This is a genomic window from Brakhagea baltica (assembly GCF_052161605.1).
Classification (GTDB): domain Bacteria; phylum Planctomycetota; class Planctomycetia; order Pirellulales; family Pirellulaceae; genus JBKCUI01.
On the sequence record NZ_CP197409.1, the window covers coordinates 5,033,871 to 5,058,096 of the forward strand.

Annotated in this window: 22 protein-coding genes; 15 read left to right on the plus strand and 7 right to left on the minus strand. The window is 52.7% G+C overall.

The window, feature by feature from the left end; translation table 11 throughout:
- Positions 1 to 103: 103 nt before the first annotated feature.
- Positions 104 to 418, plus strand: a complete 315-nt coding sequence (locus SH449x_RS19370; RefSeq protein WP_482377726.1) for a hypothetical protein — start codon at positions 104 to 106, stop codon at positions 416 to 418.
- A gap of 57 nt (positions 419 to 475) precedes the next feature.
- Here SH449x_RS19370 and SH449x_RS19375 read toward each other — a convergent pair whose 3' ends face one another.
- Positions 476 to 2,482, minus strand: a complete 2,007-nt coding sequence (locus SH449x_RS19375; RefSeq protein WP_482377727.1) for a hypothetical protein — start codon at positions 2,480 to 2,482, stop codon at positions 476 to 478.
- Positions 2,483 to 2,584: 102 nt separating this feature from the next.
- Between SH449x_RS19375 and SH449x_RS19380 the strand changes: the two genes are divergently transcribed.
- Entirely contained in the window at positions 2,585 to 3,589 is a 1,005-nt protein-coding gene (locus tag SH449x_RS19380) for a dihydrodipicolinate synthase family protein (RefSeq protein ID WP_482377728.1), read from the plus strand.
- A 255-nt stretch (positions 3,590 to 3,844) separates the two neighbouring features.
- Here SH449x_RS19380 and SH449x_RS19385 read toward each other — a convergent pair whose 3' ends face one another.
- The 3 genes from SH449x_RS19385 to SH449x_RS19395 all read right to left on the minus strand — a co-directional run bounded on the left by SH449x_RS19385 (position 3,845) and on the right by SH449x_RS19395 (position 6,746).
- A complete protein-coding gene (locus SH449x_RS19385; protein WP_482377729.1) occupies positions 3,845 to 4,903 on the minus strand; it encodes a site-2 protease family protein in 1,059 nt (352 codons plus the stop codon).
- Complete coding sequence (locus tag SH449x_RS19390) at positions 4,903 to 5,433, minus strand: adenine phosphoribosyltransferase (RefSeq protein ID WP_482377730.1); 531 nt, start codon at positions 5,431 to 5,433, stop codon at positions 4,903 to 4,905. Before SH449x_RS19390 ends, SH449x_RS19385 begins: the two co-directional genes overlap by 1 nt.
- Positions 5,434 to 5,594: 161 nt before the next feature.
- Positions 5,595 to 6,746, minus strand: coding sequence for an NAD(P)/FAD-dependent oxidoreductase (locus SH449x_RS19395; RefSeq protein ID WP_482377731.1), 1,152 nt, complete (start codon positions 6,744 to 6,746; stop codon positions 5,595 to 5,597).
- 193 nt (positions 6,747 to 6,939) lie between these two features.
- On the opposite strand from SH449x_RS19395, the gene SH449x_RS19400 reads away from it, so the two are divergent.
- On the plus strand, positions 6,940 to 7,485 hold the full coding sequence (locus tag SH449x_RS19400) for a thermonuclease family protein (RefSeq protein WP_482377732.1): 546 nt from the start codon (positions 6,940 to 6,942) through the stop codon (positions 7,483 to 7,485).
- Positions 7,486 to 7,524: 39 nt separating this feature from the next.
- Here the strand turns inward: SH449x_RS19400 and SH449x_RS19405 are convergent, their stop codons facing one another.
- A complete protein-coding gene (locus SH449x_RS19405) occupies positions 7,525 to 8,709 on the minus strand; it encodes a GNAT family N-acetyltransferase (protein WP_482377733.1) in 1,185 nt (394 codons plus the stop codon).
- A gap of 266 nt (positions 8,710 to 8,975) precedes the next feature.
- Between SH449x_RS19405 and SH449x_RS19410 the strand changes: the two genes are divergently transcribed.
- From SH449x_RS19410 to SH449x_RS19430, 5 genes are all read left to right on the plus strand, one after another.
- On the plus strand, positions 8,976 to 11,135 hold the full coding sequence (locus SH449x_RS19410) for an alpha/beta fold hydrolase (protein WP_482377734.1): 2,160 nt from the start codon (positions 8,976 to 8,978) through the stop codon (positions 11,133 to 11,135).
- Between the two features lie 63 nt (positions 11,136 to 11,198).
- Positions 11,199 to 12,011: an SDR family NAD(P)-dependent oxidoreductase gene (locus SH449x_RS19415; RefSeq protein WP_482377735.1), complete on the plus strand. Its 813-nt coding sequence runs from the start codon at positions 11,199 to 11,201 to the stop codon at positions 12,009 to 12,011.
- A gap of 184 nt (positions 12,012 to 12,195) precedes the next feature.
- On the plus strand, positions 12,196 to 13,194 hold the full coding sequence (locus tag SH449x_RS19420) for a DHH family phosphoesterase (RefSeq protein ID WP_482377736.1): 999 nt from the start codon (positions 12,196 to 12,198) through the stop codon (positions 13,192 to 13,194).
- The gene (locus SH449x_RS19425) at positions 13,187 to 13,843 is read left to right on the plus strand and encodes a hypothetical protein (protein WP_482377737.1); all 657 of its coding nucleotides are present in this window, start codon (positions 13,187 to 13,189) and stop codon (positions 13,841 to 13,843) included. Before SH449x_RS19420 ends, SH449x_RS19425 begins: the two co-directional genes overlap by 8 nt.
- Positions 13,840 to 14,340 carry a peptide chain release factor family protein gene (locus SH449x_RS19430; RefSeq protein WP_482377738.1) on the plus strand — a complete coding sequence of 167 codons (501 nt, stop codon included), beginning with the start codon at positions 13,840 to 13,842 and terminating at the stop codon, positions 14,338 to 14,340. The genes SH449x_RS19425 and SH449x_RS19430 overlap by 4 nt, the downstream gene beginning before the upstream one ends.
- Before the next feature lie 144 nt (positions 14,341 to 14,484).
- Here the strand turns inward: SH449x_RS19430 and SH449x_RS19435 are convergent, their stop codons facing one another.
- Positions 14,485 to 15,894 (minus strand): sigma-54-dependent transcriptional regulator, encoded by a 1,410-nt coding sequence (locus SH449x_RS19435; RefSeq protein ID WP_482377739.1) that lies wholly within the window; start codon positions 15,892 to 15,894, stop codon positions 14,485 to 14,487.
- The gene (locus tag SH449x_RS19440) at positions 15,891 to 17,108 is read right to left on the minus strand and encodes a two-component system sensor histidine kinase NtrB (protein WP_482377740.1); all 1,218 of its coding nucleotides are present in this window, start codon (positions 17,106 to 17,108) and stop codon (positions 15,891 to 15,893) included. Before SH449x_RS19440 ends, SH449x_RS19435 begins: the two co-directional genes overlap by 4 nt.
- Before the next feature lie 396 nt (positions 17,109 to 17,504).
- On the opposite strand from SH449x_RS19440, the gene SH449x_RS19445 reads away from it, so the two are divergent.
- The 7 genes from SH449x_RS19445 (at position 17,505) to SH449x_RS19475 (ending at position 24,078) form a co-directional block, all read left to right on the plus strand.
- Positions 17,505 to 17,795 (plus strand): hypothetical protein, encoded by a 291-nt coding sequence (locus SH449x_RS19445; protein WP_482377741.1) that lies wholly within the window; start codon positions 17,505 to 17,507, stop codon positions 17,793 to 17,795.
- Between the two features lie 190 nt (positions 17,796 to 17,985).
- Positions 17,986 to 18,156, plus strand: a complete 171-nt coding sequence (locus SH449x_RS19450; RefSeq protein ID WP_482377742.1) for a hypothetical protein — start codon at positions 17,986 to 17,988, stop codon at positions 18,154 to 18,156.
- A gap of 71 nt (positions 18,157 to 18,227) precedes the next feature.
- On the plus strand, positions 18,228 to 18,491 hold the full coding sequence (locus tag SH449x_RS19455) for a Uma2 family endonuclease (protein ID WP_482377743.1): 264 nt from the start codon (positions 18,228 to 18,230) through the stop codon (positions 18,489 to 18,491).
- A 5-nt stretch (positions 18,492 to 18,496) separates the two neighbouring features.
- A complete protein-coding gene (locus SH449x_RS19460; RefSeq protein WP_482377744.1) occupies positions 18,497 to 20,083 on the plus strand; it encodes a sulfatase family protein in 1,587 nt (528 codons plus the stop codon).
- A 61-nt stretch (positions 20,084 to 20,144) separates the two neighbouring features.
- Positions 20,145 to 21,548, plus strand: coding sequence for a sulfatase family protein (locus tag SH449x_RS19465; protein ID WP_482377745.1), 1,404 nt, complete (start codon positions 20,145 to 20,147; stop codon positions 21,546 to 21,548).
- Positions 21,549 to 22,418: 870 nt separating this feature from the next.
- Positions 22,419 to 23,096, plus strand: a complete 678-nt coding sequence (locus SH449x_RS19470) for a FadR/GntR family transcriptional regulator (protein WP_482377746.1) — start codon at positions 22,419 to 22,421, stop codon at positions 23,094 to 23,096.
- 52 nt (positions 23,097 to 23,148) lie between these two features.
- Positions 23,149 to 24,078, plus strand: a complete 930-nt coding sequence (locus tag SH449x_RS19475) for a DUF1588 domain-containing protein (RefSeq protein WP_482377747.1) — start codon at positions 23,149 to 23,151, stop codon at positions 24,076 to 24,078.
- Positions 24,079 to 24,226 lie beyond the last annotated feature (148 nt).

Below are 24,226 nucleotides of genomic sequence, written 5' to 3' on the forward strand. Positions count from 1 at the left end.
CGTGGCATTGCTGGCCTGCTATACTGGGAATCGCTTTGCTAGCTGGGAATTGCTTTGCTAGGAAGTAATCTTTCTCAATTCTCAACAAACGATCGCATTGGCTATGGAGCTTAAATTTACGATTGGAGAGCCTGACTACATCGCGTTTTCCGAACAGTACTATCGCGACTCACCGGCCCATCAACGCCAGCGAAAGCAAGTTCGTTGGCTTTTTCCTTTTTTGCTTCTTCCGATCTACCTGCTTTTTACGCTTCAATTCGGATTCTCATGGCCCGTTCTGTTTCTGTTCACGGGTGCAAGTGCGATTTGGGGCGTCGTGGGCCCAAGTGGATTTCCTGTCCGTATTGAGGAGGTAGGTACTACTGTCGCCAACGAGGCCTACAGAACCATTAGTCAGCTAATCGAGCGAAATCGCTGAAACCAGTATCCCTTGTGGTAACTGCGAACAAAGTGGCAATTCCCCGGGCTGGGAGACTTAACGGACTAGCTGATAAACGATCAAATCAAAATTGTCCTGCGAAACTGGTAGGCGTTGTAATTTACCTCGCCGCTCGAGCTCTTCCATTTCTGCTCTAACCAGCTTGTACTGCTCGTATGTAAGCGTCGAAGAGTCTTCTTCGCCGCTCAATGATGCCACTAACGCAACGTGAGTCGAGCCGGAGAGCTCAATTAGCTGTTCGATTGAGCCGCTGGTCAGTTCGGCCTGTGATTCGATCGTTCGGCATCGAAGGGGTATATCCAAATCATCCCTTGTCCCCAACAACAAAATGATTGCGTCGTCGGCCAATGCACCACCATAAAACTGCCGTCTCAATTCCAGCGGGTATCGAATACGAACCTCGGAGGTTTGGTCGCTCGGATACTCACGCCAGCTTTCGGAAACCAAGAACTCCACGGGAGCCAACAACCGATTTTCCATCAGTGGCCAGTACGAGGCATTAACAAGTCCAATTACCATCATGCCCCCCCAACCCACGATACCAATGAATCGGTGTTGATTTACTAGCAACCAGGCGATCCCATGCGCAGCCACAGGAATGAATAGTCCTAGGACTGGAATCCAGCATCGATCCGGACAAGCCAGCAATATCCCTAGCAAAACAAAAAGGCTTATACCGACAGCGAAAAGCTGCAAGCTCTTTCTGGATGGCTTGACATGCAGCCCAATAACGATGCACGCAGTCCAAGGGATGGCGAACAAGGATGAAATCCCGGCAAAGCGGAGTATCGTGCCAAACCCCGCTTGCTCCACATTAGGCGATTCCATGCTTAACGCAGACAGCCAACCCCAAAGAGCCAGGCTTACAAGTGTGATCAGAGGCCAAGCAAGCCCACGTCGTCTTGTTTGGTACCTCATAAACATAGTCACAATCACTGCGATTGGACCCAAGGCGGTAAACTCCGGTCGTCCAGCCCTCGCCAGCTCGAGTAGCGAGGGTGTTGTCAAAAGCAAGAACAGCAGCAGCATGGCAGGTGCTCTTCCATACAAACCACTGACCAAGTGAGCAAAAAGCAGCAGCCCAGCTAGTCCCACCATTACAGCAACCAACTTACTTGCGATGAACGCTGTGTAGCTTGCGGGCACAGTATTTGTGTCTAACTGTCCTGAGCCATCGATAGGAACTGCTTCGCGAACAGTCGAGCGAATGTTGGTCCCCATAACTCCGAGCGTTGTGTAGGCGATAGGGTCCCATCTCCAGGCCTTTAGCGGCCTTTCCGCAAGTGACGTTATTGCTGTGGGGTCGGTGTTTGCCCCAGGCGCAGAATATTGTCCGTACTTTTGCGCTGTGTATACCCAACGCTCTTCACGTACCCTTAGGTCGACACTTGGGACCATCGCTCCGACAATATAGACAGCAACAAGGTAGAAGCTGCCGATCATAGAGAGTCCATATAAACGCCTTTTCCACGCGACCGCTAAAGTGCGATCACCATCGGTTGCATTCGTCGTATCGGCCTCCATTCCGATGCTGGATGGTTTGGATTCGCGAGACTTGGACCTGGCCGCCAAAAAATTAGTTGCGAGATAAATCGCAAGCAAAGCACCAATCATCAAACCAAAGGTTGCGACCGTTGTCAGTTTGCCCAGAAATGTCAATTGGAGCAGCAGCGCTCCTTGGAGGAGGGCGTATCCAAGGACCAAGCTCATCGACCAGTACGCTAGGCTCCGTGGTGTTAAGCCGAACAATCGATTCGCAAAGGGACGAAAGCACGCAAAGCCCAGCAGACTGAGCGTTCCGCACCAGACCGTTGCGATCAGAATGGCCGAGCCTCTAATCGGCCAGAAATCCAATGGGACATCAGCAGTCCATTGCAGGAGCAGAGCCTCGGGATTAGCGAGGTAAACCAGTGCAAAATCAAATCGGGAGAGGGCGAAAACCTCGCCGTTGGGATCTCGTGCCGGCAAGCATGGGTAGAGGAGGACGACGGCAGATAGGCCGAGCCACAAGGCATTTCCCAAAATCGATGCGGCTCGGCTCATGAATGGCGGATCTTTAGGGGTTGGGGGGACAAAGGCAGGTGGTTTTACCCGAAAAATTGGTAAACGATACCCACTTTGCGTATCGTGTGGTATTTTGGAAGCATGAACAAAGCACCTCTCTCCGGAATTTTTACCCCCAACATTACCCCCCTTGATGTCCACGGTCGACTCGATGAGGACAAGCTGCGTGGCTATGTAGATTGGCTCATCGACAAAGGAGTTCACGGCCTCTATCCGAATGGTAGCACCGGCGAGTTCGTTCGCTTCACTCCAGAAGAGCGAAAACGCGTCATCCAAGTTGTCGCGGATCAAACGCGAGGTCGAGTCCCCATTCTAGCAGGGGCCGCCGAAGCGAACGTGGATGAAACCGTACGGGCTTGCGATACCTACGGAGAGCTAGGCTGCCGGGCGGTTGCGATTGTGGCACCCTTCTACTATCGATTGGCACCGGACGGGGTGTACGCGTACTTCAAAGAGATCGCTGATCGAGTCAGCGTCGACGTGACACTTTACAACATTCCACTATTCGCGTCCCCTATCGACGTTGCGACGGTGAAGCGGTTGGCACAGGATTGTCCAAGAGTGGTGGGGATCAAAGACAGCTCCGGTGACATTCCGCACATGATGCGGATGATTTCCGAGGTTAGACCCATGCGGAACGATTTCTTTTTCATGACGGGTTGGGATGCGGCTCTTGTTCCAATGCTGATGATAGGTGCCGACGGTGGGACCAACGCGACCAGCGGTGTGGTTCCGGAGTTGACGCGAGCTTTGTATGAGGCTTGTCGGGTTAAGGATTGGGACTTGGCCATGGTTCTGCAATACCAACTGCTACCCCTTTTCGATGCCATGCTCGGAACAGCTGAGTTCCCAGAAGGATTCCGTAGGGGGGCCAAGATCCGAGGTTGGAACCTGGGTGAATCAAGAACGCCGTTAACTCCGCAACAGGCCACCGCAGCCGATAGAGCACAAGCTCGTATCAGCGAACTATTGTCCAGCTTTGACTTCATGCGAGAACCTAAATCTTCGCCGGCAACTCCCGTCGTCGACGACTCGGTGATCTCCAAGATCGTTACCGAAGTACTGCAGCAGCTAAAGGCGAATTGACTGCCGCGTTTAGGGCCGCCCATAATAGGCTTTTTCAAGGGATAGCGGCCTGAGCGGCGTTGCTCCAATCTCAACGCAGGGCGTTGAATCGTTTAACCGCATGGGCATCGCCCTGCGTTTAGGTCGCCAGGGGCAGCCGATAAAAGCACCCTCAGCGAATAGTTACCTGAACAATCCGTCGAGATCCGGGTCGGAACGCTCACCGCAGCCCGTTGGGCATGCGGTTAAACGACTGCCTGCACCGATGACGGTTTCTCACAGGAGCTGTATCGGTCTCAACGGCAAACAGAAAACGGGAATGAGCAGTGCCATCGCCCCCAGTAGAATTCGTCCCCACCCCAGCTGCACATCGTCGTTACGGCTAGGCGGATGCCCAATCCCCATGAGAGGTATCAAAATGAGCATGAGAATGAACACGGGCTCACCGTATTTGATGCTCGAGAAGACGACGTAGACGACACACGCCAAATAAATACCGAGCGATACGATGGCCGATTTTCTACCGAGCAAGCCAAACAAAACGTGACCGCCATCGAGCTGGCTGATCGGGATCATGTTCAACCCTGTAACCAGCAACCCGACCCACGCAGCCATCAGCAATGGATTCATCGAGGTGTTGGGAACCCAATCAATCGAAACAGGGCTAGTTGGATTTGCCAACATATTTAAGAGGCTGATCCCGAGTGGTTGCCCAAACTGAATCGTCGAACCTGTCGTCGCAGGATAATTTTCGCTTAGCAAACCGAACCACGCTATCGGGATCGCGAAGACCAAGCCCGCTAGCGGCCCAGCAATTCCAATGTCGAATATTTGTTTGCGGTCAGCTTTGAATCCGTCCATCAAAATCACCGCCCCGCACGTTCCCGTCGGCCCGATAGGAAATGGGATAAAGAGAGGCAGCGTGGACGGGATTCGGTAAAGTTTTGTTACGAAATAATGCCCCAGCTCGTGTGCCCCCAATATTGCAGCGAGCGATAGGGAAAACACCAAGCCACTTTCCCAATTTGCGAGGACATGCTGGCGTATGGTGAACATCGAGCCTTCATAAAGAGAAAGCTCCCAAACGTTCATTGGATTCCAAGCCGCAATACCAGCCCATGTCATCGACACCATGGTGGCGACGAACAGGAATATAGGCATCGTCCAGCGTCTTGGTCGTCGCAAAGGAGGAGTCGGGTGCGAAGCTGTCATTGCGTCGTTATCGTCCGCATTGAAGGACTGATCGCGGCCAACGGAATAATCCTGAGTGACCGGAGAACCAACCTCGGATTCCGTCGCGTTCTGGCTCGTTGTAGGGGGTCGATTCTCTGACACTAGTATTTCAGCAAGCTTTCGACTTGATAGGGCACCAGCTTGTCACGTCCCTTGAGGAACGACAATTCGATACAGAACAAGCACCCGACGATATCGATATTGTAGTGTGCAAGCAATGAGCAACAGGCACCCACCGTACCACCAGTCGCCAAAAGATCATCGACAACCAATACCTTTTGCCCGGCGCATACCGCATCTTTGTGGATTTCCAGCGTATCCTGTCCGTATTCCAGATCATAGCTAAACGCATGGGTATCATGAGGTAATTTGCCAGGCTTTCGCACCGGCACAAAGGCTGCGTTCAGCTCGAGAGCTAGAGGAGCGGCAAAGATGAATCCTCGAGCTTCGGCTGCCACGAGTGTATCGATCTTTTGGCCGCGAAACGGGTCCGCCATCCGGGCAATCGTTTCTCGAAAGGCAACAGGATGGTTAAGGAGCGGCGTGATATCCTTGAACATGATGCCCGGTTTGGGAAAATCCGGCACGTCTCGAATAAAGGAATACAAATCAAGTTCAGGGGATCGTGTCATGACACAGCTCTTCGAGTCAGGCAATCAGGTAAATGCGTCGAGGCTTCAAAGCTAGGCAGCGTCGAGGTCTCCACGGCAGGGGATGGTGACACGGTCGTTTGCTAACAGCCGACACCGGTACGAATCCCCAAAAACGAGCCCGAATTGTAGCGACAATTCCGCTAAGCCGATAGCGTGCCGAATTTGCGACAAACGTGGAAAGGACTCAACTCCATGCTGGTCGCCTCACCGCAGATCCATTGCCGCATTAACAATGCCGTCCCCGTCGACCAATGCAATCCATGTCGGAAATGCCCAGCTGCGACAGTCATGTCAGGCATGTTCGGGACTGGTCCCAGATAAGGATACGAGTCAAACGAGCCAGGTCGCAATCCCGCCCAACTAGAGACGATGGGCATATCTTTGAGGGGAGGGAAGAGGCTCACCGCCCAAGTTTTTAGTTCCGCTATCATCCCCTCGGTTGTCTCGGCCACGTATCCGACCTCCTCTTCGCAGGAGCCCGCCAGTAAGTGACCGTCTTCTCTGGGGACCAGATAACGATGCCCCTCGTTAATCACGCAAGGGAAAGGTTTTCGTTCGAACTTGTACAGCAACATTTGGCCGCGAACCGGCATGATACCGGTCTCGATGCCAAGCTTGGAAAGCAACTTCACGGTCCACGCTCCTGCGGTCAAGCATACGTGTTTGGCACGATAGTCGCCGGTTTCACAAACTAATTTCCAGTCGCCATCTCGGACTATATCCGAGACCGGACTGGTTTCCACGATCGCGACTTGCTTGCCGAGACAAGCAGCTCGGAGTGCCTGGATATGTCGTGGATTCCTAACGCAGCAGTCGTTTGGCAGCCACCAGAATTGGTCTCTAGAGTTGCGAGACTCAGGGGCTCCATTGCTCGTTAATCCCGGAAATTCCGTGGATACAAAGTCGGGGTCGAGCAATTCATGGGGGATACCGTGCTCGTCCCACCAAAACCGATTTGCAGCGAGCGTGGCCTTTTCACCGGCAGAACGGGCAACATACAGCCCTCCCGATCTTCGATACTCATTGTCGATTCCAGTCTGCTCCAGCAATTTTGAAGCCCAAGACTCATGCAGTGGGTGCGATAATGCTCTCAACTGTTCGAGCGGATCTAAAGGCGTTATCGTCGCCCCCGAGGGCAAAATTCCTGCACCTGCCCACGAGGAGCCTCGACCGATCTGATTGGCTTCAATAACGAAGACAGACAATCCGGCCTGAGCGCATTCCCAAGCGATGGAGAGCCCGATAACTCCCCCCCCAACCAATATTAAATCGTAAGTCTTCCGCTGGCTCATATTCGCCTACCAAGATCGACGCAAACAAATAATTGTTTCAGAATGAGGAAAGAAGAAAACCTCAATCCACAATTTAGCCGGTTCTTCGGATGAGACTCGCTCCGCTGTGCAGACGAGGTGACGCACTGCCGGTAAAATAAGGACTTTTGTCGCCCTGTCACTGCACGTTGTAACTGTACTTGGAGAATCAAAAATGACACGTTCTTTTCAGTCCCTTACTCTCATTGCTGGCGTACTGTTATTCGGCTTGCAAATATCCTCCTTTGCGTGGGGCCAAAGCACTTCCTCATCAAAAGCTAAGTCCTCCCCCAAAGAAGAGCAAACACTGATCGGAAAAGTCAAACGGGTTATCGACGGCGACACGATTATCGTTGTCGATGATTCAGGAAAAGAAAATGAAGTGCAGCTCGATGGAATCGATGCTCCCGAGATCAAGCAAGATTTTGGCAAGGATTCGACCAAGTTGCTAGAAAAGCTGGTCGAGAGCAAAAAAGTGTCGGTGAAGTGGACTTCTAAAGACAATTACGATCGGATCCTCGGCAAGATTTATGTCGAAGAGACCTTTGTCAATCTCGAGATGCTCAAAAAGGGAGCTGCTTGGCATTACAAACAATACAACAAAGACGAAGAATTGGCAAAGGCTGAAGAAGACGCAAAGGACAAGAAGCTAGGTCTATGGAAGGATAAATCTCCTGAGGCACCGTGGGAGTACCGCAAGAAGAATCGATCGAGGGATTAGGGCGAAAACCCGCCGATGGGTAGCGGCAGCCCCTTTCCTTCAAGTAGCATCCTCGTTCTTGTCGGCTTTCGTCTCATCCGAGTCATTCGACGCAGCGCTTTTTGGGGGGGATTTGCGAATCGAATCGGCCCAACCTTTCAGATTTCTCGCAGCGTAATAAGCTGCGTTGAGGGCGCGAGAGGACCATCGTGGGTTGGAGATGATCCAACGTTCTTGAGCAATCGGCCTGGCACCCAGCCTCGCTTTGTAAGCTTCATCACCCCTCATTAGATCGATTCCGATGCATCCGATTCTTGCCGCGTATTCGATGCCAAGCAGGTTAGTAAACCAACCCAAGCGCCGGTCCGCATACTGCGGCTTCATTCCTGTAACGTAGACAGAGAGGACGCCGTCCCTGATAAATCCTATCATCCCAGCTCCTGATGAGCCTGCTACCATAGCCCGCACAATCACGACGGAGCGGTTCAAACGAGTAGCGGGCTCACTGCACCAATGGGACTCCACGGCATTGCAGAGAAAATCATGGAACTCTTCCTCGGCAAAACAGCCGAGTTCGCCCGCCGTTTCCCAACGAGATTGGTGTGCTCGCTCGACATCTCTCAAAAACAACAATGCCTCTGGTTTTGATTGAGCTACTTGAAAGGAACAATCTTCAGCAAGCTGCTTTTTCGCTTGACGATACATCTTGCGAACCCGTTTGCTGACCGACGCCAAATAGCCGTCGAAGCCATCGACGAGCGGAATCATCCAATTGCTGGGGCTTGGACGGCGTTCCCAGTGAACATGCGGATTGTCTGCGAGGCGGCTAGCAAAGCTACCCATTCCAAGGTCGTCAGCTCGCACACCATCCAGATCCAAGTGGTCCCATCGCTCGAGTTGCGATCGGGTTCCCAGGAGATGGTTTGCAAAGGCCACTCCTATGTCATCGGCGAGCTCAGGGTGGCTCAGGATTCCCATTCGGTCAGAACAGGCACGGCCACTACCCAAAAAGCACAGCGTATCTCCCTGAAACAGGCAGCTCTTGCGCAGAAGCGGTAGGATACCCACGGTTCGCCCATTTTTCTTTGCGACGAAGATCCTTAGGTCATTGGTAAAGCCATAGGAGTTCCACCACGAACGCAACCACCGATAGCCGCGAGTCAGAACTCCGTCATCGAGTTCATCCCAGCTCTTCTCCAGCTCTGACCATTGCGACTGTTGCGTCACAAGCTGTATTTGCATCATAAGGCACTAGACTTCGAAGAGTTGAGTTGGCGGATTCCTTCGCCGTCCGTGCGGCGTGGCTAAGCCCGAGATATCCAGCATGACACGTGGCCTTGAAACCACCGAGAAACGTAGGTTCCAGAGATCCTGACGGGAAATCGGATGGGAGAAAATTTGGCATCGGGCTGAGTCGACTTCGTTACAGCCGGGTTAAACGCTATAATCGATTGTCGGCAAAGCGATTGCCAGCGACTGATTGCCTTGTAAGAACGGCACCGAGCTAGCGGATGCACGAGCGACAATCACCCAGCCCTGACAATCCCCCTACTGCGATAATCACCCCGGAACGGATCACGATTGCCAAGATGCTAAAGCGACCTACTTATCTGTTACGCGCAGGACTGTTGATCGCGTTGTTCGGTTGGCTTGGTGCTGTTGCCGTGCAAGCCCAAGATGCAGGAGGTCAGCGGTCTGGTGGCCAACAATCCGCCGTCCAACAATCCGCCGTCCAACAATCCGGCGACCAGGGCGCTGGTAAGCTAGGCGGGGACGGATCAGAAAACCGAATTTGGGTTGGCTGGATCGAGTCTCCCGAGTCCCAACTGCGTTGGATTATCCGCCTGACAAAAGACACCTCCGACTGGCAAGGTGCCATAACGCTGCCCGACCGAACGACGCCACCTATCCCACTTTCCAAGCTTGTCGTGTCGGATACCGCGCTGAGTTTTAGCTGGTCCCCTAGCAAAGGCGCTCCCGAGGCTTCTTTCGTGGGTAACGTAGAGCAGCCGACCATGATCAAGGGGCTGATTCTCCAGGGAGAGGAATCGATCTTTGCGCAGCTCAAAAAAGTCGAAAAGCTGGACCAGGAGTCAGGCGATACACTGGGCGCTGATAGCGTATGGACCGATCAACCGAGTAGCCGAGCGAAATTGCTGCCATACGATCTTCGTATGCGTATCTATTCTAGCGGCCCCTTCTTTGACGGAACCGATCGCGTTTTGCTCGACTCACGCACCAGCAACGTAATCGGTGCCCCGGTCAAGCTCACGCAATCAGAAGGGGAGCTTTGGAGTTTCCAAATCCCCTCGCTCAAGGTTGAGTATCGGGCTGAACTCGACTCCGGCGGCGATACTCTTAGCGGCGTACTCATCGGAAGTGCCACTTCGAAACCTTTACAGCTGTTCAAATGGCAATCTGAAGTCAAAAAATCGGAGCCGTCTCCTAAGACTCCCGCCAAAAAGGAAATGGCGAGCAAAACTGGAACGGTCGAGACAAAAACGAAAGAGGAAGTTGCCAAGGCAGATTCGGTAAAGATAATACTCGATGAGCCCAGCGAATCCGTTCGACTAACAGCCGCGGGCGACGACGAGTTCGTATTGACAGTCGGTTCGGCCGTGGGAAGAAGTCGTGGTGCTCAAGTGGGGCACCAACTCGGCTGCACCCTGCGACTTCCCTTTATAGAACCGGGGCAGAAGGTTCCGTTGGCCGTTATTGTTTCGACCTTCGACGCACAAGACCGAGACGGGACGATTGGCAATGCCAAGATTTACCAACAGTTGGCCCAGGTATTGGCTGACCGAGGGATAGCAACACTTCGCTTTGATGATCGCGGGGTCGGAAAGAGTACAATTGCAGGTCCCAGCTATAACCTTCAGGAAGCGATGTCTGACGTCAAAGCCGTTCTTGACTATGGAAGAGGTTTGGCCGAAGTGGATCCTGGCAAAGTGGGAATCATCGGGCATGGTTTTGGTGCGAGTTTAGCAACCAAGCTTGCAGCCAGTGATCCGACCATGGCATTTCTGGTTTGTTTGGCACCACCTGGTTTGGACGGCAGCAAGTTACTGCTGGCTGAATCGGAGAAGATTGCAGAGCTTGAGGAACTTGATCCCGAAAGCCGTGAATTCTATTCGCAGTTGCAGAAAGAGGTTCATGCGTTAGCTCTCAAGCCAACCACGAATGAAACTCAAATGCAGATTGAGTTCAACGATTTGTTGGATAGATATTGGCCACGAATGGAAAAGATTATTTCCAACTCCACTGATTCCGAGGAGGTGAAAGAGCAGATTGCAACTGGGGAGCTCAAGATTTCTGTCGAGGAAAAGTTAAGACAGGATCTAGGAACCATGAGAAATTCGTTCAACCGAGACTTCCTGCGAGCTGATCCCTCTACCAGTTGGATGATTTTTCAAACTCCAACTCTAGCCTTGTGGGGCAGCAAGGATGTACAGGTTAATCCCGAAGTCAACCTTGATATCCTCAAGCAAGCGATGCGTAGGAATTCGAGAAGCCGAACGCAGTGGTTGGTGCTTCCGGGGCTCAACCATCTGTTACAAGAGTGTGAGACAGGACACCCGGCAGAGTACGTGCTGCTCGATCGCGGGATATCCGACGCGGCGTTGGACGCGATTACGAAGTGGCTCGTCGAGCAGCGACTCGCCTCACGCTGATCGGGCTCACCTTTGGTCTTTGCGTAACGTGCGAACGAAAACTCACCACGAAAACTATTACAGATGAAAATCGATCTCAAAGGACGTGTCGCGGTCGTGACGGGGGGAACCCAAGGTGTCGGGGCCGCGATAGCCCACAGTTTGGCCCAAGCCGGTGCGGACTTGATTCTTCACGGTTTAGAAGAGAACGAGCATGCAGCGAAGACCGCAGCAAGATGTTTAGAGTGCGGAAGCAACGTGCGTACGTTGTACTTAGATCTGACACGGCCAATCTCCGAAGTCGTGGGTGCATTCGAGGATTTTTGCTTTCGGGACAATGGCCAGGTTCCATCGCTGCTCGTAAACAATGCCGGTGTGTTTATCGATTCTCCCTTTTTGCACATGGAAGAGTCCCTATTTCAGAAAACCTTTCACATCAATGTCACCGTCGGTTATTTTTTAACCCAATTATTCGCTCGCCGCTGGGTCGCTGACAAGCTTTCTGGTCGGGTTTTGTTCACTGGTTCGATCAATGGTTTATTGGCGGAGACCGATCACACGGCCTACGATGCTTCGAAGGCTGCGGTCGCCGGGATGGTGCGATCGTTATGTGTGGCGCTCGCACCCCACAATATTAGGGTCAATTCCATGGCACCGGGTTTGGTACGCACCCCTCTCACCAATCAGGTACTCGAGCGGGATGGGGAGGCCCTGCGTTGGATGCAACTGCATACTCCCAATGGGTTGGTTCCGGACGCTGAGGCTTGTGGACCGATGGCGGCATTTTTATTAAGTGATCTTGCAGGGCATATTCACGGTCAGACGGTGTATGTCGACGGTGGAATGAGCACCTGGCAGCAACCCGAACTGCCAGCGGAATTGCGTCCTAGACTGTGACGTCCTGCTGTCTCGCGGAATCCAAGTGAGCGAAACTCGCGGGTAGTGTTTTGTAAGACCTGACTCGCTAAGGAATAACGCGAACGAAATCCCGTGCTATACTGGCGGCTTAGTCGAACGCGACGAAATCGCGAAGTAGCGGCAAATTTGTATTTAACCCAATTGATTAGAACTGAAACTTCCCATGAGTTTGGACTGGCAAGCGCTTGCAAAAATTATCAACTCCCACCAGCGTTTCGTATTGACGAGCCACATACGCCCCGATTGTGACGCTCTGGGGAGTGAATTGGGAATGGCCGGGATCTTAGAGGCTCTCGGTAAGCAAGTAACCATCATCAATGGCCATCCAACGCCACCGAGCTTGGAGTTTCTCGACCCCAGCGGCAAGATCCTCGTCGTGGACAACACGATCGCTCCCGACGAAATCACAGGAGACTGTTTGATCGTGCTCGACACCAGTGCCTGGGCTCAGTTGGGGCCGATGGCTGAGGCCTTGAGGAAGTTTGGTGGAACGAAAATTGTTATCGATCACCACGTTGGTGAAGACGACTTAGGGACGCAGTTCTTTAAGGACACCAGTGCCGAGGCGACAGGGCATCTGGTTGCAAAATTGGCAAAGCACATGAATGTGCCCATTAGCAGAAATATGGCTAACGCCTTGTATGCAGCCATTGCAACCGACACAGGCTGGTTCCGGTTTCAGTCTACGACGTCGGAGACCTACCGCGTGATCGGGGACTTAGTCGATGCAGGTGCCTCGCCTAGCAGCATCTATGGGGATCTTTACGAGCGGGATACGATTGGTCGAGTTCGGCTCCGTGGCAGAATCCTGGCGCGTGCCCAGGTCGAATGCAATGGCCAATTAGTCCACACTTTTGTTCGCAAGGAAGACTTTGTCGAATCGGGAGCTCACCCTAGCGACACCGAGGATGCAATTAATCTTACCCTTGCAATCGAGGGGACCAAAGTCGCCGTGATTCTGATCGAGCAAATGCGCGGCGGCTTCAAGGTCAGCTTCCGATCTCGATGTCATGTCGATTGTAACGAATTGGCTCGCATGTTCGGCGGTGGAGGGCATCGCGCCGCCGCGGGTGCCTTTGTTGAGGCGGAGTTCGTCGAGATTCAGGCCAAGGTGCTTCAGGCTGCTCGAAACGCTCTAGCCACGAAACCGGTTCATGCTTGATTATTTACGATTAGCAATTGCAGTCATTCCGCTGGGGCTCTACTTTGCTGTGATCGGGATGTTCCGGATCAGAAGGACTCCCACCGTCATCAGCCGCCCATTGGACGTATTGCTGCTGGGAATGGCCTGCCTCGGCCTAGTCGCGGTCGGCCCATTGGAGTTATTCTTTCCGAGAGCCGCCTACTCCGTGGTGGGAAACTGGATCTGGTTGGTTTTGCTTTCACTGTACGCGCTGCTGGTGTTGCTCACAGCCTTTCACATTCCTCCTGGGATCGTGATTTATGGAGCTTCCAAAGAGCTGGTTCGCGGTGCGATGGAGACGTGGTTTGCTGAGAAAGAGGAAAAACTCGAGTGGCTTGGAGATTCCTTTCGCTGTGCTTCTACCAACATTCAAGGACAGATTGAGGAGGCCGGCTGGAGTAGCGTCACGCAAGTCAAATCGGTTGGCAAGCAGCAAAACCTATTGCAGTGGATAGAACTCGATCGGGCTCTACATATACGCCTGGCCGCCCTCCGCCCGTCTGGCATGCGTGCCGGAGCAGCTTGGTTCGGAGTAGGGGTTCTCCTTTTGCTCATCGGGTTTGGATTTTTGGCTTTAGATGTTGCCAGGCTCAATGAGACGCTTGCCCAGTTCTTCGACGCACGATGACGCATCCTGCCTTCTTGCCCGAAGAGCTCATCTTAAGGGAATGCAAGACCGCTTTTCGGAGAGCTTCTGGACCTGGTGGGCAGAATCGGAACAAGGTGGAGACGGGAGTCGCTTTGATTCATGTCCCGACAAGTGTTGAATCGCAAGCGACTGAGTTTCGAACGCAAGGAGAGAACAGAAAGCTCGCCCTGAAGCGTTTACGAATACTTTTAGCCATCAGAGTTCGAAGCCAATCCTCGGAAGAGGGAGGAGTATGCGTTCGTAGGTATGTTGCTAAAGAGCGGCTAGCCATCTCGGAATCGAATTGGGACTGGCCCGCAGTGTTGGCGGAGTTGCTAAACCGGATTTCCGAGCACGCTTGGCAGATCGCCCCCGTGGCGGCAGAGTTTGGAACAACCTCAACTCAGATTTTGAAAGGCTTGGCCCGTGAATCCCAAGCCTTGCGCAGTCTCAACGAAAATCGCCAAGCGGTCGGGCTGCCTGAATTAAAGATCTGAGGTGTCGTCGCCGGAGGTGGATCCCGCGAACCCCGACGCGTTGTATTCGGGTTTCTCCCGTAGTGGACGAGGCAACGAGTCCCGGCTGTTGTAGTGGACGAGGCAACGAGTCCTATTGCACGCGAACCGTCTACTCAAGTCGGATTAATTCCGATAGTCCCCCGGAGTAATGCCGTAGTTCCTAAGTAACTTGTGCAACCCTTGGCGCGAAATATCCGCCTGCCGGGCAGCCTTGGACACATTTCCGCCATGGTTTCGCATCAAGTCGAGCAAATACTGATGCTCGGCGGCTTTCAAAGCCTCTTCACGTGAGGGAACCGACCCAGAACTCAGTGACCTTGACGTCACAGTTGCGAAATTCCCTTGGGAGTGATTCTGTACGCCTTGAACGCTTTCAGGCAAATCGGATGGCTCAATTTGTTGTCCACGACATAATGCCACGCTTCTTTCCACTGCATTTCGTAGTTCGCGAATGTTGCCCGGCCACGAATAAGCCCGTAAAAGCTCAATCGCTTTGGCCGAGAAAGCGAGCTGGGAACTTCGGTCGCGCGTAAACAAATGCAGAAAATGCTCAGCCAGTTGAATGCAATCGTCGCCACGCTCTCGCAACGGTGGTAATCGAATATGAATCACCCCCAACCGATAATATAGGTCCTGGCGAAACCGCCCATGAGCCACCTCCGCTTGCAGATCACGATTGGTCGCACAAACAAACCGAGTGTTCACTCGAACGCTAGTGTGGGTCCCGACCGGAGTAAAGGTCTGTTCCTGAACCACTCGCAAAAGCTTGGCCTGCATGGGTAGAGGTAATTCTCCCAATTCATCAAAGAATGCCGTCCCTCCGTCACATTGTGCCAGCAAGCCAGATTGATCGGTAACGGCACCGGTAAACGAGCCTTTTTTGTGGCCGAAGAGCATCGATTCGAACAACGTGTCTGGGATGGCGGTGCAATCGATCACTTGAAAAGTACCCGATACCCTCGGGCTGTGCTGGTGGATGGCCTTGGCGACGACTTCCTTACCTGTGCCACTCTCACCTGTTATCAGGATGTTCGAATTCGTCGCTGCGATGCGATCGATGATCTCGAGAACCTCCATCATAGCCGGACTGTTTGCAACAATGGTAGGAAACTTGGCTTGTAATTCAGAGCGAGGTGGAGTCGGGTTGGAGGCTGCAGCACGTGTGCTCGGTGCATTTCTGAGTGCTCGCTCAACACTTTCCAAGAGTGTTTCGAATTTAACCGGCTTGAGCAGGTAGTCGGTAATTCCCAAGCGGATACTTTCGATCGCGCTCGGCAGACTTGGTACACCGGTAATCACAATCAGAGGACTATGGTCTGGACGCCGCGAATGTTCGGTGAGAAGTTCCAGTTTGAGATTCCCAGGCATGTTTAGATCCGAGAGAACCAGATCGAATTTCTCTTGTTTCAATTTGCTGATTGCAGAGTCCGCGTCCTCCACGCACACGCATTCGTAGCCATGGCTGCGTAGCAGTTCGCCCGTGGTACGCAAATAGAGTGGTTCATCATCAGCAATGAGGATACGCGGACTCATTCCGAGACCTCCTCCAGATCGAGAGGCAACACCACGAGGAACGTGCTCCCCTGCCCAAGGCTGGTCTGAACCTCAATTCTTCCTCCAAACGACTCAACTAAATTTCGTGTTACCGAGAGACCGAGCCCCATCCCTTCACGCTGCTTCTTTTTGGTTGTGAAAAAAGGTTCAAAGATATGCGGCAGCACTTTGTCCGAGATGCCGGTGCCGTGATCGATCACGCGAACGCAAATCGAGTCGACTGAGGTCGATTCCCTGATCGCTCCTGGTTGCAACTCATCTAAGTCACAGACGCGAACGAGCACTTTCTGCCCAGCGGTAGAAGCTTGAATCGCATTTCGGATAAGATTGAAAAATATCTGTTTCAGTTCGCCCTCGGGAAGTCTAACGTGAGTGGGACCTGTCGCGGACTCAATCTCAATTTTCACTTGTTGCTCCTTAGCAATCGGTTCCAGCAAGTACGCCACGTCGTTCAACATCTTCTCGACGACCAAATCGGTTGCCGTCGCGGGAGCACGCTTATAGAGTTGATACATTCGGTGAACAAAAGAACTGATGCGATCAATCTCGCTGTCGATCAGTTCCAGTAGCTCGTAATGCTTATGTTCGGGCTGGAGTCCTTGTTTGATCAAGGTGAAACCGTTTCGGATTCCGGCGAGAGGATTGTTAATTTCGTGTGCGATTCCGGCTGCCAATTCTCCCATAGCAGCTAGCTTTTCGATATGACGGCGGTGTTTTTCTAGCTGAGTGATGCGTTTCGTACGATCATCGACCAATTGTTCTAGATGTTCGGTATAGAGTCGTAATTGCTCTTCCAATCGATGGCGATCGGTGATGTCGCGAACACTCGTACGGAACCCCAGGTGATCCTCCTTGTCATCGTAAATAGGCTGCCACGAGACGGCCATCCACCGACGCTCTCCGTCGCGAGTCACCACTTGAAATTCAAGATCGTTAAACGATTTTAAAGCCATGGCATCGGAAAGCATTTGTCGAATCTTGGGCTTATCTTCCTCAGCTACTATTGGAATTGGATAATCCTGCATTGCGAAACAGCTATCAACACTGAACCCGGTCAATCGTTTGACCGACTCGTTGACCCAAACCAGCTTTCCGCAGGGATCGTGCCACGATTCCCAATCGTAGGTGTAATTCGCTACATTGCGGAAGAACGCTCCATTAGTCGGATCATCAGAGAGGAAGGCAAACGACACAGCAACTCACACCCTGCAAACGAAGGAAAGGATTCGATTGTAACCGGCGTACTAGACCATCATACCACAGTTATTGAGATCCCATTTCGTCTCCGAAAATGCACATGTCAACAGTTGTTGTCACTAGTCGTTTCCGCTGTCGCTGAGGCGTGACACCTCTCGGTGACACCCTTACGAGGCGCTTTCGTACCAATCCTTAGATCCGTAGCTTCATTGCTCGAATGAATATTGGCATGTAACCAAATTTCGCGACACAAAAACCAGTATCGACATTCGGTTGGCACGGGTTGTGCATTGGGATTAGATCATGGGAATAAAAAACCATGGCGCCAGACTCGAATCCTCTCGACAGCAGCGCGTTTTCACCTAATTTGATTTATGGAGTTAATATAAGCCATGCGTAACCTTTTCGGTGCCTCTGCAATTCTCGCTTCCTTGGTTATCCTTGCCCCTCAAGCTGAGGCTGGCATGCGAGGGACAAACCACAACCGCTTCGCAACGTCAAAGGCTTCAACGAGCCGAGTCGTATACGTGATGCCTGCTGCACAAGCGGCCTGTGTTGAAAACACGGCAGTTGCCAGTGTACAGGTGCAATCGCAACCAGTTGCACAGCCTGTAAGCGTAACCGCCCCAACCAGCCTTCGCAGCCCCGCTGCAAACGGCAGCTTCATCCGAGTCCGTAGATAATTTAAGTCTCGGTTTTCGGAATCGCATAGACCAAGTGGCGTTTGGTGGCTCTGAATTCACCAGCGTCCGAAAAAGAAATCAAAGAGGCCGGAGTATCATACTCCGGCCTCTTTTTATTGGGGTGTTGCAGCAACTGGGAATTCAAATCTGTGCTGATTCCATTCGTCTGCGATCCCGGAAAGAGAGCGATATGCAAACGATTATCGGTAGTGCTACAGCGGAATTAAAACACCAGCGCGGTGCCTACACGCCCCTAGTGGTAACAGCCGATTTTGGTAGGGACGAAATGATCCTGCTGACTACCGGCACCTATTCACTGAACGCAAACCGAAACTACAATAGAGCTATCCAGATTCCATGAACCGCTATTTTTAGGTAGGTCGATTATGAGCATCGCGCTGGCGACAACCTGGGAGGAACGACTGCACGATCTTGGCAACATTCCTGCCTCGCGTGTGCGAACCGATCCCGCGCCCGGGGACGGCCACAGTCGAAGATGTGACTCGCTTACGCCGGGAGTATCTTCACGCAGGAGTTGAATTACTTTGGATGGTCGATCATCGGACCCGAACCGTTACCGTGTTTCGTTCTGCACAGGATGCTACTGTTTATGCTGATGACGATATCATTGACGGTGGTAACGTACTTCCAGGCTGGCAAGTCAACATCGGGGAACTATTCAGTTTTGAGGATTGAAGCTGATGAAAACCATTTTGTTGTTGTGTAGCCTCCTAGTTGGGGGGCAGTGCTTAGTGTTAAGGGCGGATGCGCCGGCCCTCAAAGCTACCGATCCAAACAGAGCAGTATCGGAAACTACCACTCGAAACCGACCGAATGTCATCCTCGTGCTGGCCGATGACATGGGTTATGGGGATGTGGCTGCTTACAACCCGGCCAGTAAGATTCCTACACCGCATATCGATCGGATGGCCCGCGAAGGGATGCGATTCACCGACGGGCATACTTCTTCGGGTGTCTGCACGCCGACGCGGTACAGTTTGCTCACCGGGCGATATCATTGGCGAACACGGTTGCAAAGCGGAGTGCTAGGTGGGTTCTCGCGGCCGTTGATCTCGGCTGAACGCCTGACGCTGGGCCAATTGTTTCGGCAAAATGGCTACCATACCGCCTGCATCGGCAAATGGCATCTGGGAATGGATTGGCCGCTCAAAGATGGCGAAGTCGCCGATGACCAAGGGGATTTCAGCAAGCCGTTTAAAGATATGGCGCGAGTCGACTACACGGCTCCGATTCTCCAAGGTCCGGTGGATCGCGGTTTCGATCATTTCTACGGCATCAGTGCTTCACTCGACATGTTCCCCTACGTCTGGATCAACGATCGATTGCCGACCGAAGTCGCAACCGAAACCAAAGCCTTTCATCGCCCTGGGCCAGCCGGCAAAGACTTCGAAGCGATTGATGTACAAACCCGGATCATCGATCACACAATCGACTACATAGGTCGTCGTGTCGGAACTCCTGAACAGGATCGAACGCCATTCTTTGCTTATGTCCCGCTCGCCGCTCCGCACACGCCTATCGTGCCAACGCCCCAGTGGCAAGGCACCAGCGGTATTAATCCCTATGCTGATTTCGTCCGCCAGATTGATGCAGACATGGGTCGGTTGCTCGAAGCCGTCGATCAACTCGGCCTGACGAACGACACCATCGTTATCTTTACCACCGATAACGGTTGCTCGCCCGCCGCCAATATCGAGGAACTACTTGAGGCGGGGCACAACCCCAGTTACATCTACCGTGGACACAAAGCCGACTTGTACGAAGGGGGACATCGCGTGCCGTTTATCGTACGTTGGCCGGGCAGAATCCAAGCTGGTACGGTGTCGCACCAGCTTGTTGGCCAGTTAGATTTTCTAGCAACCTTTGCGGAGTTGCTCGAGATGACCTTGCCAGAGGATGCAGGTGAAGACAGCGTTAGTTTCTTGCCAGCATTGCTAGGTACCGCTGAAGGGCCGATTCGTACCAGCTTAATCAGTCAATCGATCAATGGCAGTTTTGCGATTCGCGATGGTCAATGGAAACTCGCGCTCTGCCCAGGTTCAGGCGGTTGGAGCTTTCCACGACCGGGGCACAAGGAACAAGACAGCCTGCCCGCATTCCAGCTTTATGATCTGTCTGTCGATCCATCAGAGCAAACGAACCTAGTGGATCGCCATCCCGATCGCGTCACCAAAATGAAAGCCGACATGGAACAAGCCATCTCTCGTGGTCGCACGACGTCAGGTCCTGATCAGAAGAACGACGCTGAAGTTGTTATGATAAAGTAGGCCCTACTCCCGGCCACAACTTCAACGCCAACTCTCCACCGCGAACTTAAGGTATTCCTCCATGAAGCTTACTGCTTTTTTCCTTTTTGCTTTGCTCGCGGCTATGCTGAGCCCAATAGCACAATCCGCCGAATCTCCACCAAACGTGGTGATTATTTTCTGTGACGATCTGGGCTGGGGAGATCTCGGCAGTTTTGGCAATCCGACGATCCGCACCCCGCACTTGGACCGTATGGCCAGTGAAGGTCAAAAGTGGACTCAGTTCTATGTTGCAGCGCCGGTATGCACACCCAGCCGGGCGGCGTTGATGACCGGTCGTTATCCGATTCGCAACGGCATGACGAGCAACAAACGCGGCGTATTGTTTCCCGACTCCGGCGGCGGTTTACCTCCTGAGGAAGTAACGCTGGCCGAACTGCTGAAGCAGAAAAATTATGCGACCGGCATCTTCGGTAAATGGCATCTTGGTCACCTCCCGCAGTACCTCCCGACAGCCCAGGGTTTTGACACCTACTTTGGCATCCCGTACTCCAACGACATGGACAAGGTCAGCGGTCCAAACTATTTGGCTGAGGTTGTCAAAGACCCAAACTATTACCCAAATGTGGCGGATTTCAATGTGCCCTTGATGCGGGATGAGCAGATCATTGAGCGGCCTGCGGATCAGAATACGATCACGCGACGGTATACCGAAGAGGCAATCCGGTTTATCCGTGACAAGCGAGAAGAATCCTTTTTTGTATACCTTCCGCATTCGCTGCCTCACATTCCGCTCTTCGTGTCCGAAGACTTTCGCGGCAAGTCAACTCGCGGCTTGTACGGTGACGTGGTGGAAGAGATCGACTGGAGCGTCGGGCAGATTCTCGATACGCTGCGGGAATTAAAGCTCGACCAAAAAACGCTCGTGATTTTCACTAGCGATAATGGTCCGTGGTTGACGTTTCAAACTCACGGCGGTTCTGCCGGTCCGTTGCGAGCGGGCAAGGGGACGACCTTCGAAGGAGGACAGCGGGTGCCGACGATTTTTTGGTGGCCAGGTACGATCAAACCGTCAGTCGTGTCCGGACTCGGCTCGACGCTTGATCTGATGGCGACGCTCGCGAGCTTGACCGGCACGAATCCGCCCGACGACCGCAAGCTCGATTCCTACGATTTGTCGCAGGTTCTGATGGGGACAGGCGAAAGTCCTCGCAAAGAGATGTTTTACTGGACCCGTGCCGAATTGAATGCCGTGCGATCCGGTCCGTGGAAGCTTTATGTCAAACAGCAGGAACCGATCAATTACGGTAGGGAAGTGATATTGAAAAAGCCACAGCTATACCATGTGGAACGGGATATTTCCGAAGTTTACGACGTCGCCGACCAACACCCCGATGTCGTCGAGCGGTTGTCGGCGATGCTGAAAGCTCACGAAGCGGACATCGAACCGCACCAGGACATGCTGGCAATTCCGCTTGCTCGATAACCCATAGGTTTGTTGGAGTATTTGCTCACGTCGGATTTCCAGTCCTTCTTCATTTATTGTTCGATTAGCAAAGATTAGTATTCCCAGGCCAGGATGGAAAAGTTTTGGAACATTTACGCTAATCTCGCACCAATCCCATGGCGTGAGAGTGAGGCCTGAGCCCATTTATGTGTTCCTTTTGCAATGGGAAAATCAGCGTGCTGAACAACTTGGTGAAAGGCTGGTCGAAGCAATTGGCGACTGGATTGGAACGACCTCGATTACGTTGGAAGAATAGTTCGCCGTTGTCTTACTTTCGCTCACAGGGGGCAGGGTGGGATGTCAAAAATTCGGTATTGCATTGGATTTGGCAGTCGTGAGTTCTTGTTCTTCAAGCGTCGGTTCACGATGGAGATTGCCAACCCCAATGGGGTTTGATGTTTGACCGCGATGCGGTCTTGAGGCTGTCGCTATCGGATTCAATCTTGCGCTAAGAAAAACGTGGCAATACCGAGTTATTGCCATCCCAGGGGCAGGTTGGCTTCGTCGAGGCCTCTTTGATCGGCTTCATCAATGCGTCACTATTTCGTTTTGGCCGACACTGGAGGGAAACCGATGCCAAGACCACCACGCGGCGATGAAGCTGGCGGGCTGTACTACGATTTAAGACCGGCACTTCTTTGGTATCTACCGCTATGTCGAACGCAACGCATTTCGAGCGGGACTTGGAAAGCAAGAGCTCGATGCGGTGCGATTATCCGCGCAGCGTGGTCGCCCACTGGAGAAGCAGCCTTTCGGAAACAAAATGCCTGGAGTAAAAACTCTTGACGAATTACGATTGTAAGATAATCTTAACACACAGTGTTTGGCCGCCACGTTCGTTCGAGGATCATGATGCAAACGATTACCCGCCCCAAGTTGCGCGAGCAGGTCTCAGAGCAGATCAAGCAATACATCATCGAGCGAAAACTGATGCCGGGGGATCGTTTGCCTACCGAGAATCAGCTTGCTGAGACATTCGGGATCAGCCGGATGAGCTTGCGTGAAGCGACCAAAACCCTTGAGTTTCTCGGCATCATCGAGTCCAAGACGGGCGTCGGGCTAACCGTCGGTCGAATTAACATGGAGCGCATGACGAAGCATCTTGGTTTCCACTCAGGCCTGCTCGACGCCGATCCGCAGCAATTGATCGACAGTCGGGTGATCATCGAAATCGGTGTGTTGCCACATGTCGTTCGTCGGATGCTTGACGATCCATCGATCGAGGCAAGCCTGCGAGAAATTGTTGATCAGTTCCAGACGGCAAAAGATTTGAAATCGCTGCTTGAGATCGATATTCGGTTCCATCGTTCGTTGATCGAGGCCAGTGGTTTGCAGCCGCTCGTTGCGTTCAACGAGTTGCTTACCATTTTCTTTCAGCGTTTTCGCGAAGCGATCGGAAAGGTCGAGTACCGCAAAGTCGGCTACGAGAACCATAAGCGTCTCGTTAACCTCCTTGCCGCTGGAAAAGTCGAAGCAGCATCAACCGAGCTGAAGCGTCAGATCGAAGACAATAAGAAGCGACTTTAAGCATGTACGACGGACTTCCAGTCCGTCGGTGCCTGTCGTTTCGACGGACAAAATGTCCGTCGTACTGCAAGACGAAGTCGACCGGATGTTGACAGACGACAGAGTCAATGGCTTCATTGAAGATTTCTCTCGTCAATGGTTGCAACTGCACAAGCTCGGGATGTTTGCCCCAGACAAAGGACTCTATCCCAAGTACGACGCCTGGCTGGAAACAAGCCTCCGCGACGAACCGATCGAGTTCTTCCGCGAACTGTTCACCAACAACCTGCCGATCGAGCAGTTTCTCGATGCCAACTGGACGATGGCCAACGCCCGCATTTGTGATTTCTACGGCCTGCCGGAACCGAAGTCTGGCGGCTTCCAGCGTGTCTCGCTCCGGCCCGAGGATCATCGCGGCGGGCTGCTGACGATGGCTTCGGTACTCGGGTTGACTTCCGACGGCACCCGCCATCGCCCGGTGCATCGCGGTGTTTGGCTTAGCGAAACGATCTTTAACAAAACACCTCCACCGCCACCGGCTAACGTCGACCCGATCGAACCGGTGCCGCCCGAAGGGGACAAAGTCACGATTCGACAACGCTTAGATGTTCATGCTCAAAACGCCAGTTGCGCGGCCTGCCATCGCAACATCGATCCACTCGGGTTTGCCTTCGATCAATACGACGCGATCGGCCAGTGGCGGACACGCGAACGGGTGGAAGGTGGCAAGGGTCAAGATCCCTTGGTCGACGCTTCGGGTGTGATGCCTGATGGTCGTAAGTTTCAAGATGCCAATCATTTCAAACAATTGCTGCTCGAAGACCGCGACAAGTTTTTGCGAGCCTTCATTGAGCATCTCAGCACCTATGCCCTGCGCCGCGTGCTGACCGTGGATGACGCGGATGATATTGAGGCGATCGTCGCAGAGGCGAAGAAAAACCAGTATGGCGTTCGTGACATTGTGAAAGCGGTGGCCTTATCACCACTTATGAGCAAACGATGAAATTTATAATCGCAACTTCAGTCATCCAACTGTCGAAAGATGTAGGTCGAAAAATGGATTCCTAAATCTTTCGACCCACATTTTTCGACAGCCAAAGTTAGCCATTTACGACTCTCTTCCCCAAGACTCCAAATAAGATTGAGTAATA